The organism is Virgibacillus alimentarius, from assembly GCF_017874635.1.
Lineage (GTDB): Bacteria > Bacillota > Bacilli > Bacillales > Amphibacillaceae > Virgibacillus_B > Virgibacillus_B alimentarius.
Map to the genome: position 1 here is coordinate 1 of NZ_JAGIKX010000011.1, position 16,205 is coordinate 16,205.

General features: G+C 43.1%; 12 protein-coding genes and 1 pseudogene. 3 read left to right on the forward strand and 10 right to left on the reverse strand.

Annotation, left to right across the window (positions count from 1 at the left end; translation table 11 throughout):
* Positions 1 to 170 precede the first annotated feature (170 nt).
* Positions 171 to 1,730, reverse strand: coding sequence for an alkyl hydroperoxide reductase subunit F (ahpF, locus tag J2Z81_RS07665; protein WP_226371091.1), 1,560 nt, complete (start codon positions 1,728 to 1,730; stop codon positions 171 to 173).
* 12 nt (positions 1,731 to 1,742) lie between these two features.
* On the reverse strand, positions 1,743 to 2,312 hold the full coding sequence (gene ahpC / locus J2Z81_RS07670) for an alkyl hydroperoxide reductase subunit C (RefSeq protein WP_226371054.1): 570 nt from the start codon (positions 2,310 to 2,312) through the stop codon (positions 1,743 to 1,745).
* A 735-nt stretch (positions 2,313 to 3,047) separates the two neighbouring features.
* Here ahpC and J2Z81_RS07675 point away from each other — a divergent pair.
* A complete protein-coding gene (locus J2Z81_RS07675; RefSeq protein ID WP_226371055.1) occupies positions 3,048 to 4,493 on the forward strand; it encodes a sodium/proline symporter in 1,446 nt (481 codons plus the stop codon).
* A 273-nt stretch (positions 4,494 to 4,766) separates the two neighbouring features.
* Here J2Z81_RS07675 and J2Z81_RS07680 read toward each other — a convergent pair whose 3' ends face one another.
* The 4 genes from J2Z81_RS07680 to J2Z81_RS07695 form a co-directional block, all read right to left on the reverse strand.
* On the reverse strand, positions 4,767 to 5,168 hold the full coding sequence (locus tag J2Z81_RS07680; protein ID WP_226371056.1) for a MaoC/PaaZ C-terminal domain-containing protein: 402 nt from the start codon (positions 5,166 to 5,168) through the stop codon (positions 4,767 to 4,769).
* Complete coding sequence (locus J2Z81_RS07685) at positions 5,165 to 5,614, reverse strand: MaoC family dehydratase N-terminal domain-containing protein (RefSeq protein ID WP_226371057.1); 450 nt, start codon at positions 5,612 to 5,614, stop codon at positions 5,165 to 5,167. The genes J2Z81_RS07680 and J2Z81_RS07685 overlap by 4 nt, the downstream gene beginning before the upstream one ends.
* Positions 5,615 to 5,638: 24 nt before the next feature.
* A complete protein-coding gene (locus tag J2Z81_RS07690; RefSeq protein WP_029268682.1) occupies positions 5,639 to 6,403 on the reverse strand; it encodes an SDR family NAD(P)-dependent oxidoreductase in 765 nt (254 codons plus the stop codon).
* Between the two features lie 309 nt (positions 6,404 to 6,712).
* The gene (locus J2Z81_RS07695) at positions 6,713 to 7,474 is read right to left on the reverse strand and encodes a class I SAM-dependent methyltransferase (RefSeq protein WP_029268680.1); all 762 of its coding nucleotides are present in this window, start codon (positions 7,472 to 7,474) and stop codon (positions 6,713 to 6,715) included.
* Between the two features lie 291 nt (positions 7,475 to 7,765).
* Here J2Z81_RS07695 and J2Z81_RS07700 point away from each other — a divergent pair.
* Positions 7,766 to 9,104, forward strand: a pseudogene (locus J2Z81_RS07700) (short-chain fatty acid transporter).
* A gap of 193 nt (positions 9,105 to 9,297) precedes the next feature.
* The gene (locus tag J2Z81_RS07705) at positions 9,298 to 10,230 is read left to right on the forward strand and encodes an AEC family transporter (RefSeq protein WP_226371058.1); all 933 of its coding nucleotides are present in this window, start codon (positions 9,298 to 9,300) and stop codon (positions 10,228 to 10,230) included.
* Between the two features lie 207 nt (positions 10,231 to 10,437).
* On the opposite strand, the gene J2Z81_RS07710 is transcribed toward J2Z81_RS07705, so the two are convergent.
* From J2Z81_RS07710 to J2Z81_RS07725, 4 genes are read right to left on the reverse strand one after another with little or no spacing between them, the layout of a single operon-like run.
* Positions 10,438 to 11,934, reverse strand: coding sequence for an aldehyde dehydrogenase family protein (locus J2Z81_RS07710; RefSeq protein ID WP_226371059.1), 1,497 nt, complete (start codon positions 11,932 to 11,934; stop codon positions 10,438 to 10,440).
* 54 nt (positions 11,935 to 11,988) lie between these two features.
* Positions 11,989 to 13,650, reverse strand: coding sequence for a thiamine pyrophosphate-binding protein (locus J2Z81_RS07715; RefSeq protein ID WP_226371060.1), 1,662 nt, complete (start codon positions 13,648 to 13,650; stop codon positions 11,989 to 11,991).
* Entirely contained in the window at positions 13,647 to 14,819 is a 1,173-nt protein-coding gene (locus J2Z81_RS07720) for an aminotransferase class I/II-fold pyridoxal phosphate-dependent enzyme (protein ID WP_226371061.1), read from the reverse strand. Before J2Z81_RS07720 ends, J2Z81_RS07715 begins: the two co-directional genes overlap by 4 nt.
* Before the next feature lie 24 nt (positions 14,820 to 14,843).
* A complete protein-coding gene (locus J2Z81_RS07725; protein ID WP_226371062.1) occupies positions 14,844 to 16,178 on the reverse strand; it encodes a sodium-dependent transporter in 1,335 nt (444 codons plus the stop codon).
* Positions 16,179 to 16,205 lie beyond the last annotated feature (27 nt).

The window sequence follows — 16,205 nt, forward strand, 5'->3', positions numbered from 1 at the left end:
ACTTTGTATTCGTCGTTGAAAACATTGTATCACAAGGAGTTAATATGACCCTTTTTGTTTATCCTTTTCTTTTACACAATTATATGGACTTAATCAGCGCACCCATTTTTTGCAAAAAAAAATCACTTTACTACCAAATGGTTCGTAAAGTGATTTTCTCATTACCAGGGTCAGGATGAAGCAATCTCTACTGGGGCTTCATTTCGGATAAGATAGTTGAAGGCATTTAAGGCCGCATTCGCGCCGGATCCCATGGAAATGATAATTTGTTTGTTTGGATCATCGGTGCAGTCCCCCGCAGCAAATACGCCGGGTACGTTTGTTGCACCATGTCGATCAATGGTGATCTCACCAAATTTATTTCGTTCAACTGCGTCGCCTAGCCAGTCCGTATTCGGCAGAAGACCGATTTGGACAAATACGCCTGCAAGTTCAATATGATGTTCTGTTTGTGTACCACGATCCACATAGGTAATACCGTTTACGTTGTCTGTTCCGGTAATTTTTGTGGTTTGCGCGTTTGGCAGAACAGTGACGTTTGGCAGGCTTTTGAGGCGATCCTGTAGTACAGAATCGGCTTTGAGCTCCGGTGCAAATTCAAGAACCGTTACATGCTTTACAATTCCTGCAAGGTCAATGGCTGCTTCCACACCAGAATTTCCGCCGCCAATAACAGCTACGTCTTTTCCTTCAAACAGCGGACCATCACAGTGTGGACAGTATGCGACGCCTTTATTTCGGAATTCATCCTCACCGGGTACGCCAACTTTGCGCCAGCGCGCACCTGTTGAAAGGATAACGGATTTACTATTGAGAACGGCTCCGTTTTCCAGTTCAATTTCAACGAAGTCCTTCTTTCTTTCTAAACTTTTGGCACGTTGTAAATTCATCACGTCGATGTCATAGTCTTTCACGTGTTCTCCTAGGTTTGCTACGAATTGAGGGCCTTCGGTACGCTTGACACCGATGAAGTTTTCAATCGCTGCTGTGTCGTTGACCTGGCCGCCGAAGCGTTCAGCGACAATACCTGTACGAATGCCTTTACGCGCTGCATAGATTGCAGCACTTGCACTCGCCGGTCCACCTCCGACAACAAGTACATCAAACGGATCTTTATTTTCAAATTCAGAAGCGTCCGGATCACCGCCAAGCTTAGCAAATATCTCATCGAGCGTCATACGGCCGCTTCCAAATGATTCTCCATTCAAAAACACAGTCGGTACTGCCATGATGTTGTTGCTTTCTGCTTCTTCTTTAAATGCGGCACCATCAATCATGGTATGCGTGATGTTCGGGTTAAGCACGCTCATTAAATTGAGTGCCTGTACAACATCTGGACAATTTTGACAGCTCAGACTAACGTATGATTCAAAGTGGTACTCCCCTTCTAAGGCTTTAATTTGTTCCTTTACTTTCTCATCAGCCTTTGGTGCTCTGCCACTTACTTGCAGCAACGCCAGTACCAAAGAAGTAAATTCATGTCCAAGCGGGATACCGGCAAATGTTATTCCAGTGTCTTCACCGATACGGTTCACGCTAAAGCTTGGGGTTCGCTTAAGCTTGGTATTCTCCACTTTGATATTGGATGATATGGCGGCTAATTCGTCCACGAGCTCCACCATGTCACGGGAAACGTTATCCGATCCCGCACTTACTTTGAGTAGCACATCGCCTTCCATCATTTTTAGATATTGGGCGAGCTGTGCTTTTATATCTGCACTTAGCATGATTGATCGCACTCCTTAAATTTTTCCTACAAGATCAAGACTTGGTTCAAGTGTTTGGGAACCTTCTTCCCATTTAGCCGGGCAAACTTCGCCTGGGTTATTACGGACATACTGTGCTGTTTTCACCTTGCCAATCAATGTGCTTGCATCACGGCCGATACCGTCTGCGTTGATTTCAGCTGCTTGTACAACACCGTCCGGGTCAATAATGAACGTACCGCGTTGCGCAAGCCCCTCTGCTTCGTCCAGTACATCGAAGTTGCGGGAAATGGTTTGGGAAGGGTCACCAATCATAATATATTCAAGTTTGCTAATCGCATCTGAGTAATCATGCCATGCCTTATGAACAAAATGCGTATCCGTTGAAACGGAGTAAACTTCTACACCAAGGTCTTTCAATGTCGCGTATTGGTCTTGAAGATCTTCAAGCTCTGTCGGACAAACGAATGAGAAGTCTGCTGGATAAAAGCAAACAATACTCCACTGTCCTTTCAGGTTTTCTTCAGTTACCTCTATAAATTCACCTTTTGTGCTATCGTAAGCGGATGCTTTGAATGGTTGTACTTCTTTTCCAATTAAGGACATAATAAATTTCCTCCTACTATGTTTTTTAGAATTATTCATAAATCATTTGGGACCATCGCTTCTTTCGTTTAAATGGTCTTCATTAATTTATTTTCGTTATTTATTTATAATAATTCTAATACGATTATGATTATTACATAGAAAGTTACTTTGGTCAATCGAAAAGCTCGGGATTCAATGTAATTTATTTTGAACAATTTGTGTCAATGGTTTTGATCCTTTTAGCTAATAGACACATGATCATATTCTATGTTTTGATAATTTTTAAAAATAAATGATCGATTTTTATGTTCATTTTTATCAATTATCTTTAAACATTATCAATTATGCTGTGTTTAGGGAAGATAGAATATGCTCAGAATAGAAGAATCAAATGAGAAAATCCCTTCACAAGCGCTAGTCGTAAAACCTGCGTTCCACGTGATAATGACTCCTTTGCGCGAGTTCCCTGCTTTATCGCACAACTTTCACACTTTATTGCTCGAGTGTACCACCATATCGCGCGAGTTCTATACTTTTTCGCTTGACTCTCCTACCTTATTGCGCGACTTTCACATTTTTTGCCTATTATTCTTTTAAAATAGCAAGATCCTATAACTGGGATGATTTCCAGTCAATAGGATTGAAAAGTTTCCAAAAAATGAACATGCATGTTTTCCCTTTTTTACCAATAGGATGAGTAATAAAGCGATAGAATTGTAAGCGTTTACTAATATGCTACTGGGAGGGAACATCATGAATAGTACCATTGTTACCGTATTTATCTTATATTTTATTGTCATTATTGGGATTGGTTATCTAACAAGTCGTGGGAAGTTAAGCCATTCGGAATTTCTGCTTGGCGGGAAAAGGCTGCCGGGATGGGCGTTGGCATTCTCTGAACGTGCAACTGGTGAATCGGCATGGCTCTTGCTTGGTTTTACAGGCTTTGTGTTTACGACAGGACTTTCAGGAATTTGGGTCGCCGCTGGGATTGCCTCCGGGATCATTTTTTCCTGGCTGGTTTTAGCAAAGAAATTTAGGCAAGAAACGGATCATCATAAAGTATTGACCTTACCAGATTATTTTGCGGTTAACTTTAAGGAAAAGGCAAATATCATTCGGTGGATTACGACGATATTAATCGCCAGCTTTTTTATGTTTTATGTTGGTGCGCAACTGGCTGGGGCTGGGAAATTATTTCTGACTTCCTTTGACATGGACCCTGCTCTAGGGATTGTTATTTCCACCATTGTTGTGTTATCCATTGCCTTTTTTGGCGGATTCATCTCTGTCGTATGGACAGATATGATTCAAAGTATCATGATGCTTGTTACGCTTGTTGTCTTGCCGATTGTTGCACTTGTTTACATCGGCGCAAATGACTTATCCATCAGTCAATCGCTTAGCACAGCAGGGGATTCGTTTCACTCTTGGTTTGGCGGTGCAACAGGCTTTGCCTTAGGGGTACTCTTTTTCAATAACTTCTCATGGTTCTTTGGATACCTTGGCGGTCAGCCGCAATTAAGCGCCCGTTTCATGGCATTGAAAAATGAAAAAGAAGTAAAACAAGGAATGACGGTTGCCATTGTTTGGACCGTTTTAGCCTATATCGGTGCCTTTTTGATCGGGCTTGCAGCGATTGCGATGTACGATCAGGGATCGTTTGCGGATGTGGAAACCATTTTGCCTGTGATGATTATGGACTTGATGCCTCCATGGATTGCCGGGCTGCTGCTTGCCGGGATATTGGCTGCGATTATTACGACTGCCAATTCACAATTGCTTGTTGTGACCAGTTCCGTTAGTGAAGATATTATTCACCGAGCACTTGGAATTAAATTGTCCGACAGGCAGCTTGTCTGGATATCCAAAATGACGATCCTTATCTCCGGAATTTTAGGAATGGTCATTGCATTAACCTCCGATTCGCTCGTGTATCTCATCGTGAGCTGGGCATGGGCAGGCGTCGGTGGTACACTATCTCCAGTTATTCTAATGACCTTTTTCTGGAAGCGTTATTCGAGTACAGGTGCCATCGCCACAATTATTTCCGGATTTGTATTCACGATTTTGTGGATTAGTACACCGCTTGATTCCATCATTACTTCACGTTTCTCCACCTTTTTCATTGCTGCCATCTTTGGCATTGTGTTCAGTTTGCTGTTTCCGGATAAGAAAGACAGAAGTGCTGTGGAATAGGTTAAAATACAAGTTCCCTGCATTCATCATGCAATGCAGGGAACTTTTTTACGTGCGCAGAATGGCTCTTTGAACCTTGCTAGTGATGCCATGCGTGTTGCGCGAGTTCTATCGTTTATTGCGCGACTTTCTTACTTTATCGCTTGAGTCGCTCACTTTATTGCTCGAGTCACTCACTTTATTGCTCGAGTCACTCACTTTTTCGCTCGACATTCGCTTAAGAGCCGTAGGAATGTATCACGCCATTCTTTTGTTCCATAAATAAAATCCTCCTTAAAAAAGTTTAACATTCACTTTGCCTTTGATTACTTTTTCCGCGTCCTGGTTCACCGCTCTGACATTAAAAAGCCGATGGTTAGCATCCTTCTTCCGTAAATCAGCTTCCAATGTGATCACATCATCAAGAAAAACCATTCCGGAAAACCGGATTTGATAATCTTGGATAAAACCTTCTTCATAATAAGGGGTAAACAATTTGGACAAGTTCCCCATCGTCCACATGCCATGGGCAATAATGCCGGGGAGGCCCGCCTTTTCTGCAGCCGCGTCAATCGTATGAATGGGGTTAAAATCGCCGGAGGCCCCTGCATATTGGATCAAATCAAGTCGAGAAACCGGTTGAAGTGTGATCGGATCAAGCGATTCTCCTATTTGTAAGTCGGAAAGGGACTTCATTTCACCAGCTCCTTCCTGACCGCTTCGGTGATAATCACGGATTGCTGTTCGGTAAAAATGGTCTCACCTTCGCCGTCCTCCCCAAATCGTTTTACAATAAGGAATCCAAGCAGACCGCTTCTGCTCTTTTTATCATAGTAATTTTCTATTTTGGTATAACAGTAGACTGTTTCCCCTACCAAGAGAGGGCGCGTGTAATGATAGATTTGCTCGCCGTGAATGAGCCCATCGCTGAGCAGATCCAATCCCTCTATTTCGCCGTAATCGAAAACTCTCGGGAACGTGGGTGGAGCAATGTTTTGTCCATATCTTGACTGTCTTCCGACGGCTTCATCGACAAAAATGGGGTGCATGTCACCGATTGCCTCAGCAAACCGTTTGACCATCCCGCGCTCCACTACATTTTTAATTTTATTGGATTGCTTGCCGATATGCTCTTTAAACATGCATAAACCACTCCTCATTGTCTGTTAATCCTTAGGACCGCCGGCAACGTAAATTACCTGACCATTCACGAATGACGATCGTTCATCTGCAAAAAATGTGACTGCATTGGCGATATCGGATGGTTTTCCGCTTCTCCCAACAGGAATGGACGCTACGCTATGTTTGACTAAGTCCTCATAAGGAACGCCAATGCGCCTGGCTGTTTCCTGGGTCATTTCCGTTTCGATGAAGCCTGGTGCCACAGCATTTGTCGTGATGCCAAATTTACCGAGTTCGATGGCAAGCGTTTTGGTCAACCCTTGCAGTCCCGCCTTCGCTGTCGCATAATTCGCCTGGCCGCGGTTCCCGAGCGCAGATGTTGATGATGTATTAATAATGCGCCCGTATTCATTCTCCACCATATAGTTTTGGGCTGCTCTCGCTGCGTTAAAAGAGCCTTTTAAATGAACATCCATCACCTGCTCCCAGTCACTGTCCGTCATTTTAAACAATAAATTATCTCGGATTACACCGGCATTATTAACGAGAATGTCCAGGGATCCAAATTTACTGACAACCGCTTCCATAACTGCCTCTACTTCTTCAGCATTCGCCACGTTTGCCTTCTTCGCTAAAACTGCGTAGCCTTTGTCTTGCAGTTCTTTTTCCGTTTCACCGAGCGCTTCCTCGTTGATATCAATAATTGCCACCTTCGCTCCCTCTTGGGCAAATCGCTCGGCAACTGCCTTGCCAATTCCTCTGCTGCCTCCAGTTACGAAAGCTACTTTTCCCGTGAATCGTTCTGTCATGATCCATTCCCCCTGATTCAAGTATTTTAATCGATTTCTCACTTTCAAACGACTTTTTAACCACTGCTTCTGCATTGGTAAATTGACCAATGGATGAGGTTGCGCGAATTCATAACAAGATTGCGCGAGTTTTTTTGAACATCACTCGAATTTGTATGGTTATCGCGCGACTCCATAGCGTTATGGCGCTACTTTCTAGCAACATCGCGCGAGTTCCCGGCTTTATTGCGCGAATGCGTGTTAAAGAGGGTCTCCTCCATTTTTCGGGAGGATTTAAGTCCGTGCGCCCTCCCACAGTAGCAAAAAACATTACCCCTTACGCACAACCGCTTCGAATGTAATGGTTTGATTTGATTTAGTAGGATATTGTCCGTACGTATAATCTGCTGAAATGATAATATCTTCAAATCCTATTTGTTCAAGTATCATTTTAAACTCCTCAACTCCATACCAACGAAGCGGAAATCGTTCTAATTCCGTTTGTACTAATACGCCGTTACGCCATTTTTCATAACGATTGTGTGATATGGTGTACTGGTTGATATAATCCACATCTACTACCTTACTTTCTAATGTAATCATATCGCCATTTTCAGATTCCCATGTTCTTGTTGTTCCTTGGCCTATTGCGAAATCCGTTTGTAAAAAGATATCTAACATTAATTTTCCACCGCTTTTGAGATGATGATAGAAATTTTTTAATGCTTTCATAGAATCTTCCCTTTGATGTAACAACAAAAATGTTCCGGTTGGGACGATAATAGCTTCATACCTTTTATCTAATGCAACAGATTCCATTTTCCCTTCAAATAAATTTGGATGTAACCCTCTTGCTTTGCAGTTCGTACGGCATATTTCTAACATTTCCCTAGAAACATCGAAGCCATCAACCTTCAACCCTTTTTCTAAAAGCGGAATGAGAATTCGACCAGTTCCAACTCCTGGTTCAAGAATATTCCCTGTACAAGAAGCTAATCGATCCCGATAAAACGCCACGTCCCCATAGGAAAGACCAATATATTTGTCCATATCATAGACTTGGGAAGAAAGCTTACTATAATAACCTAACATGTATTCACTTCCTCGTTATTCATTAAAATTTTTTACCATCGCTTCCTCATCTGCTCAAAACCAATCAAGACAAACATGCAAAACTTAGGTAGATACACCGTTTCACGTCCGAACCCTCCTCGTGTGTAAAATATGTTAATATAAATATACCATAACTACATGCAAAACATATGGTAGTATAGGTGTCTATCAACATCGATTTCTAGACGTCCCCTCCAAGAGAGAGTTGCAATAATCAGAAACATTTGCTATCTTTATGTAAGCGCTTTAACCTAGGAAAGGAGGAAAAAAATGCTGAAGCCACTCACTGCGTTTTTTGATCGGATGGTACAACGATACCTGCCCGATGCGTTTCTATTTGCTATTATTCTAACTTTTATTGTTTTCATTTTAGGCCTTGGCTTTACAGATAGCTCCCCTATCCATATGGTTCAGTACTGGGGCGATGGCTTTTGGGATTTACTGGACTTTGCGATGCAGATGTCGCTTATCGTTATTACGGGGTACATCCTGGCTAATACTCCCATTGTTAAACAGTTATTATCCAAATTAAGTAAGCTCGCAAATACACCATCTCAAGCAGTTGTACTCGTTAGTTTCGTTGCTGCCATTGCTTGTTTGATTAACTATGGATTTGGGTTAGTTGTAGGCGCGCTTCTGGCAATCCATGTCACGAGAAGAGTGCCATCGGTCGATTACCGAATATTAATGGCGAGTGCTTATAGCGGATTTTTGCTATGGCACGGGGGATTATCGGGATCGATTCCGTTAACCATAGCCACGGAGGACCACTTTTTGGCGGATGTAATCGGAGTCATTCCCATCACCGAAACGCTTCTAAGTAACTTTAATTTATTTATTGTGATGACACTGCTCCTCTCCCTGCCATTGCTGAATCGATTGCTCATGAAATCTAGTGATGGTTCAGGGAAAATTGATCCGGAATTACTGGAAAATCAAACAACCGCCGCAGTTGAAGCGAGGAATGAAGAGCCAATCGAGAGTCACACACCTGCAGAACGCTTGGAAAACAGCAAAATCGTTTCGCTGATCGTAGGATTGTTGGGGCTCGCCTACGTGATCTATCATTTTTATACAAAATGGACTTGATTTAAATATCAACATCGTTAATTTTATCTTTTTATTTTTAGGCATTATCTTTCACCAGACACCGCGCCGTTTTCTTGATAGTGTAACAAGCGCCGTTAAAAATGCCGGGGGGATCATTGTCCAATTTCCATTTTATGCGGGGATTATGGGAATGATGGTAGCTTCCGGTTTATCCGAGCAAATGTCACTGTGGTTTGTCAGTATTTCAAATGATTTCACACTGCCATGGTTTACATTTATCAGCGCTGGCATCGTCAACTTTTTCGTCCCATCCGGAGGCGGTCAATGGGCGATTCAAGGGCCAATCATGATCCCTGCAGCACTTGAAATTGGCGTTGATACAGCAAAAACGGCTGTCGCAGTAGCTTGGGGAGATGCATGGACAAATATGATCCAGCCATTTTGGGCACTGCCTCTCCTTGCAATCGCCGGCCTGAAAGTAAAAGATATCATGGGCTTTTGCGTCATGATTTTAATATGGAGCTTCATTCCCATATCGATCGGATTATTATTCTTTTAGATACAAGATCCTTGCACGGATGTCGCGCTGCAAGGATTTCTTCTTTTTAGAGAGGCTTTTTCCCATTTCAGGAGAAACAACATTTACAGCCCCTCCCAAGAAATGCGGATTAACCTAAACGCTTTAATCTATCAAACAAACCTTGGAACCCCCCTGCTTTCCTTTTCATACTGTAAACCATGGAGGGATAATCATGAGCATGGCAGGAGATTTTTTACAGGAAATGATAATGCTTTATTGCATTGGAATCTTAGGATTTGTTGTAAGAAAAAAAGATATTCTGAATAGGCATACGAATGATGTGTTAACACAACTGATCCTCTATATTACCTTACCCGCACTTATTTTGTTCTCGCTGGATATCCCCTTTTCTTTTACTGTCATCAAGGAATTTCTTTGGCTTCTGTCCATGTCTGTTTATGTACTTACACTAGCAATCCTTTTAGCTTTTTGGATGAGAAAACGCGCCCATCTTCCAAAGAAACAAGAAAGTGTCTATGAAAGCCTGATTATCTTTGGAAACCAGGGATTTATCGGATATGCAGTATGTTTTATCCTCTTTAAGGAACAAGGCATTATTTATTTAAGCCTATTTAATTTGTTTTATTTACTATGTATATGGTCCTACGGTATTTTCTTATTTACGAAAAGAAAAACAACGATAAAATGGAAAAGTGTTCTCCTGAATCCAGGAATTTTGTCGACCGTTGCAGGCTTCATGGTTTTATTTTCCCCTTTCCGTTTTCCGGAAATTTTCTCAAGCGCATTAGAAAGTGTTGGAAAAATGACGATCCCCCTTTCCATGATATTAATTGGAAGTTTACTGGCAAACACAACATATAAAGATATTCCTTTCATGCTGAAAAACCCTTATTTATGGAAGTCTGCAGTGGCTCGACTTCTAATTATTCCATTGTTATTGCTCCCATTTTTATTGTTACCTGTCTCATTTCCATTGCTAGCCATTGCAATGTTGGTTTCCGGGATGCCCTCTGCACCAACAACGTCATTATTTTCACAAAAATTTGGAGCCGACACGAATTTTGCAACGTTAGGTGTATTGTTAACGACTGTACTGTGCATTTTCACTATTCCATTCCTTTATATGCTTTTGCATCTATTCTAAATAAACAAGAAAATAGGATAGACAGTATAAACTTTAATAAGTGCATCGCCAAAAAATAACATCTAGTTAATTATGGCTGCAATGTTGCTTTTGCAAACCTGGAACCATTACATAAACTATACACGGTTGTCATTTGTACAACGACAATCGTGTATAGTCTCAACTAAATGAAGATCAACGTAAACAAATTAAATCCTCCATGCTTTCTTATTCCACATCAATCTGTGCACGCTGTAATTTACCGCTATAATCTACGTAAACGGCTTTCCATTCGGTGAATACATCCAGCGCCTGCACACCTGAATCTCGGTGTCCATTACCTGTTCCTTTCGTTCCTCCAAATGGGAGGTGAATCTCCGCACCTGTTGTTCCTGCATTGACATAGACGATCCCTGTATCTAAATCTCGTTGTGCCCTGTACACTTGATTCACGTCGCGGGTGAAAATGGAGCTGGATAAGCCGAATTCCACACGATTATTGACGTCAATTGCTTCTTCAAACGATGCTACAGGGATGAAAGAAACGACAGGTCCGAATATTTCCTCCTGTGCAATGCGCATATCCATCGTCGCATCCGTAAACACAGTCGGTTCAAAGTACAATCCGTTCGCATGATCGCCGCCGGTTAATTCCTTTCCTCCTGCGAGCAGCTTTGCGCCTTCTTCCTGGCCAATTTGGATGTATTTTTTAATTTTATCCATACCAGCCTGATTAATAATTGGTCCAACTTTCACGTCCTCGTTCAGCCCGTCTCCGATTTTTAGACCTTTCATTTTTTGTAATACCTTGGATTCTAGTTCTTCTTTGACATTTTCATGTACGATGACACGACTGCACGCTGTACAGCGCTGGCCGCTTGTTCCAAATGCACTCCAGATAACCCCTTCTGCTGCGAGATCAAGGTCTGCATCATCCATCACAATGACTGCGTTTTTCCCGCCCATTTCAAGCGATACTTTCTTTAATTGACGGCCGCACTCCGCAGCGATATTGCTTCCTGTTTCATTGGATCCGGTAAACGAAATCACTTTAATAGCTGGATGGTGCACCATCGCATCACCAACCGATCCACCAGTTCCAAAAACAACATTAACGACACCTTTAGGAAGTCCTGCTTCCGCAAAAATTTTCATTAGTTCGTTTGCCATAATTGGCGTTTCTGTTGCTGGTTTCCAAATCACTGCATTTCCTGCAACAATGGCCGGGAAGGATTTCCAAGTCGCGATCGCAATTGGGAAATTCCATGGCGTAATTAGTCCAACCACACCAATCGGCGCGCGCACACTCATCGCAAATTTATCCTTTAATTCGGCATTTGTCGTCTGGCCAAACATGCGGCGTCCCTCACCTGCCATATAAAAGGCCATATCGATTCCTTCTTGTACTTCCCCGCGTGCTTCTTCGAGTACTTTTCCATTTTCGAGTGTCAGCAGTTTGGATAAATGTTCTTTTCTCTCCTTCATTATCCGGCCGACTTCATACAATATCTCTGCTCTTTGAGGAGCTGGTTCCAGTGCCCACTTTTTCTGCGCTTGTTTCGCAGCTTGGACTGCCTGGTCTACGTCCTCTTTTGTGGAAAGCGGCACTTTTACAACTACTTCGCCATTAGCCGGGTTGATGACATCCCGTGTTTCTTCTGGCTTCACCCACTGTCCGTTAATATGATTCATCAATACCTCTTTGTCTACTAATGCGTTTGCCATTCTAAATCCACTCCTTTTAAAAAATTATCGATCAATAAATCATGTTTCCTAACGCTATTTTTTCGAATCGCGAATCGACTGAATCGTTTTTCCTGCTGAAATTTCTTCCTTCTCCGTAATGACTTCGATCACGGTTGTTGTTTCGCGATTTAACGCTTTTTGTAAAGCCGTCTTAAAGTCCGCCGCAGAAGCTACGGTAACGCCCGCGGCCCCCATGCTCTGGGCCAATTTGGAAAAAGAAACATTCCCAAGATCTGTCGCTACAACTCGCTCTGGATAATGCATTTCCTGATGCATGCGAATTGTGCCATACATATTGTTGTTAAAGACAATGCTGACAATTGGTACTCCGCATCGAACGGACGTCTCGATTTCCTGGGACGTCATCATAAACCCACCATCGCCGGATAAAGAAACAACGACTTTATCTGGTTGCGCAAGCTTTGCACCAATGGCAGCAGGCAGCCCATATCCCATCGCACCGGACGTCGGTCCAATATAGGTATCTTTTTGCTTAAAGCGGTAAAATCGATGCATCCAGCTTGCAAAATTTCCTGCATCATTCGTAATGATGGCGGAATCTGGCAGATGCGCAAGCAGTTCATAAATAATCTTTTGATTAATGACCCAGCTTTCGTCATAGTCTAATGCGCTGCTTTGCTCATAAAATGCATGCGCATCTTTCGTCCACTGCTTCCACGGGATTTGAAAAGATGGCGCCCTCTGATGGAATACCTTTAACGCTTCCCTGCAATCTGCAACAATACCAAGATGCGCCGGATAAACTTTCCCTAGTGTCGCGGCATCCATATCGATATGAATTAATTTTTGCTCAGGACCAAGCAGTGAATAGTCCTGCGTTGTTACTTCCGAAAGCCTGCTTCCAAGCACGAGAATGACATCTGCCGCCTGCACGATGCGTACTAAATCTTTGTTTGCCCCGAGTCCAAGGTGTCCGATGTAATGCGGGTGATCATTTGGAAAAACATCATGCCGGCGAAATGCAACTGCTACTGGAAGGTGATACTGCTCAGCAAACTGCTGCAACGCAGCTTCTGCGCCAGCACTTTTAATCCCGCCACCAGCAATAATCACTGGCTTTTTAGCCGTGCGTAAGACCTCTTCCACCTGGTTCATTTCAGCCGCAGACGGAGCAGGCCTTGGTACTTGAAACGCTTGATAAAATTGCATTTCACGTACTTCCTTAAGAACATCTTCAGGTAGGGAAATAACGACAGGTCCTGGTCTGCCTGATTGCGCAGTCCTCAGCGCTCTTTCCATGATTTCCGGCATGCGTTCCGGGTCTTTTACTTCGGTCGCCCATTTGGTAATCGGCTGGAAAAACCGGTCCAAATCCACTTCTTGAAATCCTTCACGCCCCCGGAACTTGCTGTGTACCTGGCCTAAGAGAACGACCATTGGCGTGGAATCTTGATACGCTGTATGGACGCCAATTGCTAAATTCGCTGCGCCAACGCCGCGTGTAGCCATCACTACCCCTGGCTTCTTTGTTGCCTTCCCGTAACCTTCCGCCATAAAGGAGGCGCCCCCTTCATGCCGTGTTGCAATTACGTCCATGGATTTTTCTTCATATAAAGCGTCTAATACCGGAAGATAACTTTCCCCTGGAACACAAAACACCTTATCAATTGCCGCATTCCTCAGACATTCTACAATCGCCTGTGCAGCGGTTAATCTTTTTATATATTGGTTCATACATTCTCCATCCCTTTTACATTTTCCAGTCGTGCAATCACAGTTTGGATCCGGTCAAGTGGAACGGTTAAAGCAATTCGGATAAACCCCTCCCCAGCGCTACCAAAAAAGTGACCTGGTGTTACAATGATATGCGCCTGTTCCAGAAGTAAATCAGCAAATGCACTGGACGTATAGTGACCGGGAACTTTCACCCAGAGAAAAATCGTCCCGCGGGGCTTTTCCGCTTCCAATCCCAATCTATGCAATGCATCATATAAAACATGCATCCGTTCCTCATAAATCCGGCTATTTTCCCGCGGATTGCTTAAATCACTATTTAGAGCTTTTGCTGCCGCTTTTTGAATAGGTAAAAATTGCGATGTGTCCATATTGCTTTTCAGTGCGGCTAGCGCCTGAATCACTTTCTTGTTCCCTACCACATAGCCGATGCGCCACCCTGCCATATTAAAATTTTTCGAAAGGGTGCCAAACTCTACCGCTAATTCCTTCGCACCGTCCACTTGCAGGATACTTGGTGCCTTGTAGTTGCCAAATTGAATTAGATTATATGCACTGTCATGCGCAATAAAGGTATTATTTTTTCTTCCAAATGCAATCGCCGCTTCGAAAACATCCACTGAAACCGTTGCAGCTGTTGGGTTACTTGGATAATTTAGTAACAGCAGCTTCGCCTGTTTTGCTTGTTCACTTAATTCATCCAACTTTGGCCGGTAATTGCAAGAAGCATCTAAAGGCAGATCATAAACAACCCCATTCACTAAACGCACCGCTGTCCGGTAGGCCGGATAACCGGGGTTGGGAACAAGGACACCTTCACCAGGGTTGATGACCGTTTGCATCAACTGAACAAGGCCTTCCTTGGATCCAATAAGTGTTAAAACTTCCGTCTCTGGATCGATTTCTGCGTCGTATTGTTTTTTGTAAAAGGCCGCTACCGCTTCTCGAAACTCCTTGCATCCTTGAAAACTCGAATACCTGTGATTCGCTGTTTTCTTTGCTTCTTTAGATAGTTTTTCAATCATGCTTGACGGGGCAGGTAAATCCGGCGCCCCAATTCCTAAGTCAATTACATCCGCCCCCTTGGCGACCATTTCCTGTTTCTTTCGTTGAAAATCTGCGAATACATACGGGGGAATTTGTTTCACCCGATCTGCTATTATATCCATTCGATACCTCCACCTTTGAATCCTTTAAATAACATTCGACACAAAAACCACCACAATCATGACGGGAATAAATAATGTAATTACTGGCTTGAATACAGGGCCTACTTTAAGGAATTTCGCACCAAGATTCACTTCTTTCATATAATTTTCGAACTTCCAGACAAAAGCAACATATAAAGAGATGAGCAGCCCGCCAAGCGTCAGCAAAACATTGCCTGAGACATAATCAATGAATTCAAAAAGCGTCTGCCCGAATAATGTGACATGGGACCAAGGCCCATGCGACAAAATCGAAGGAATCGATAAAATGACCATGATCGCCATCGAAAGATAAAGACTTGTTCGGCGTTTGAAATGAAAGACTTCCTCCACATTAGCAACGACTGCCTCTACTAAACCAACCCCCGTCATCAACGCTGCGATAATCACTAGGAAGAAAAAGACTAAACCAAAGAAGATGCCCCCTGGGATTGGATCAAAGAGATTTGGGATGGCGATAAAAAGTAATCCCGGACCAGAAGTCGGAGCAATCCCATAAGCAAAAAGCGCGGGGAAAATAACCAGACCGGAAATAAACGCAATAAAGGTATCAAGCGCAATCACCCAGGAACCATCTGTCACTAAATTCGAATCCTCTTTTTTCAAATAACTACCATACGTAAATGCTGCTGCCAGGCCGATCCCGATGGAGAAGAATGCCTGCCCTAAAGCTTCTAAGATCGTGCTCATCGTAACTTGCGAAAAATCAGGCTTCAGATACCAGACAATCCCCTCCATTGCACCAGGAAGTGTCACGGAGAAAATAGCAAGGACTACTAACATCATGACAAGAACTGGCATGAAAAATCGGGAAAAGCGCTCAATGCCGTTTTTAAGTCCGCGCCCTACAATAAATAGAATCAAGGCAACTGGAATCAATGAATAAAGAAATACTTCCATTGGACTCGACACCAAATTTTCATATGTCGTTTCGATTTGGGCTGTCGTCATACCGGAGAATGTTCCCGTACTAATTTTAAAAAAGTAAGCAAATAACCAGCCCATGATCATGAGATAATAAGACATAATCAAGGTCGCCGCCAGTGTGCCAAGCCAGCCAATCGATACCCACGGACTTCCTTTTCGCGTCAGTTTCCGTAACCCTTTGATAATCCCAGACTGTGTCTTCCTCCCAAGCGCTGCTTCTACATAAAATAAAGGAATACCGACAAGAACAATAATAAGGAGATAGACAAATAGAAAAGCTCCGCCGCCATTGTCCCCTGCCACATACGAAAAACGCCAAATGTTCCCTAAACCAATAGCAAATCCTGCGGTTGCCATAATAAAACCAATCCGTCCCGCCCAGTTCTCTCTCATGTTATACAGCCCCTCTCAAAAGGTTAA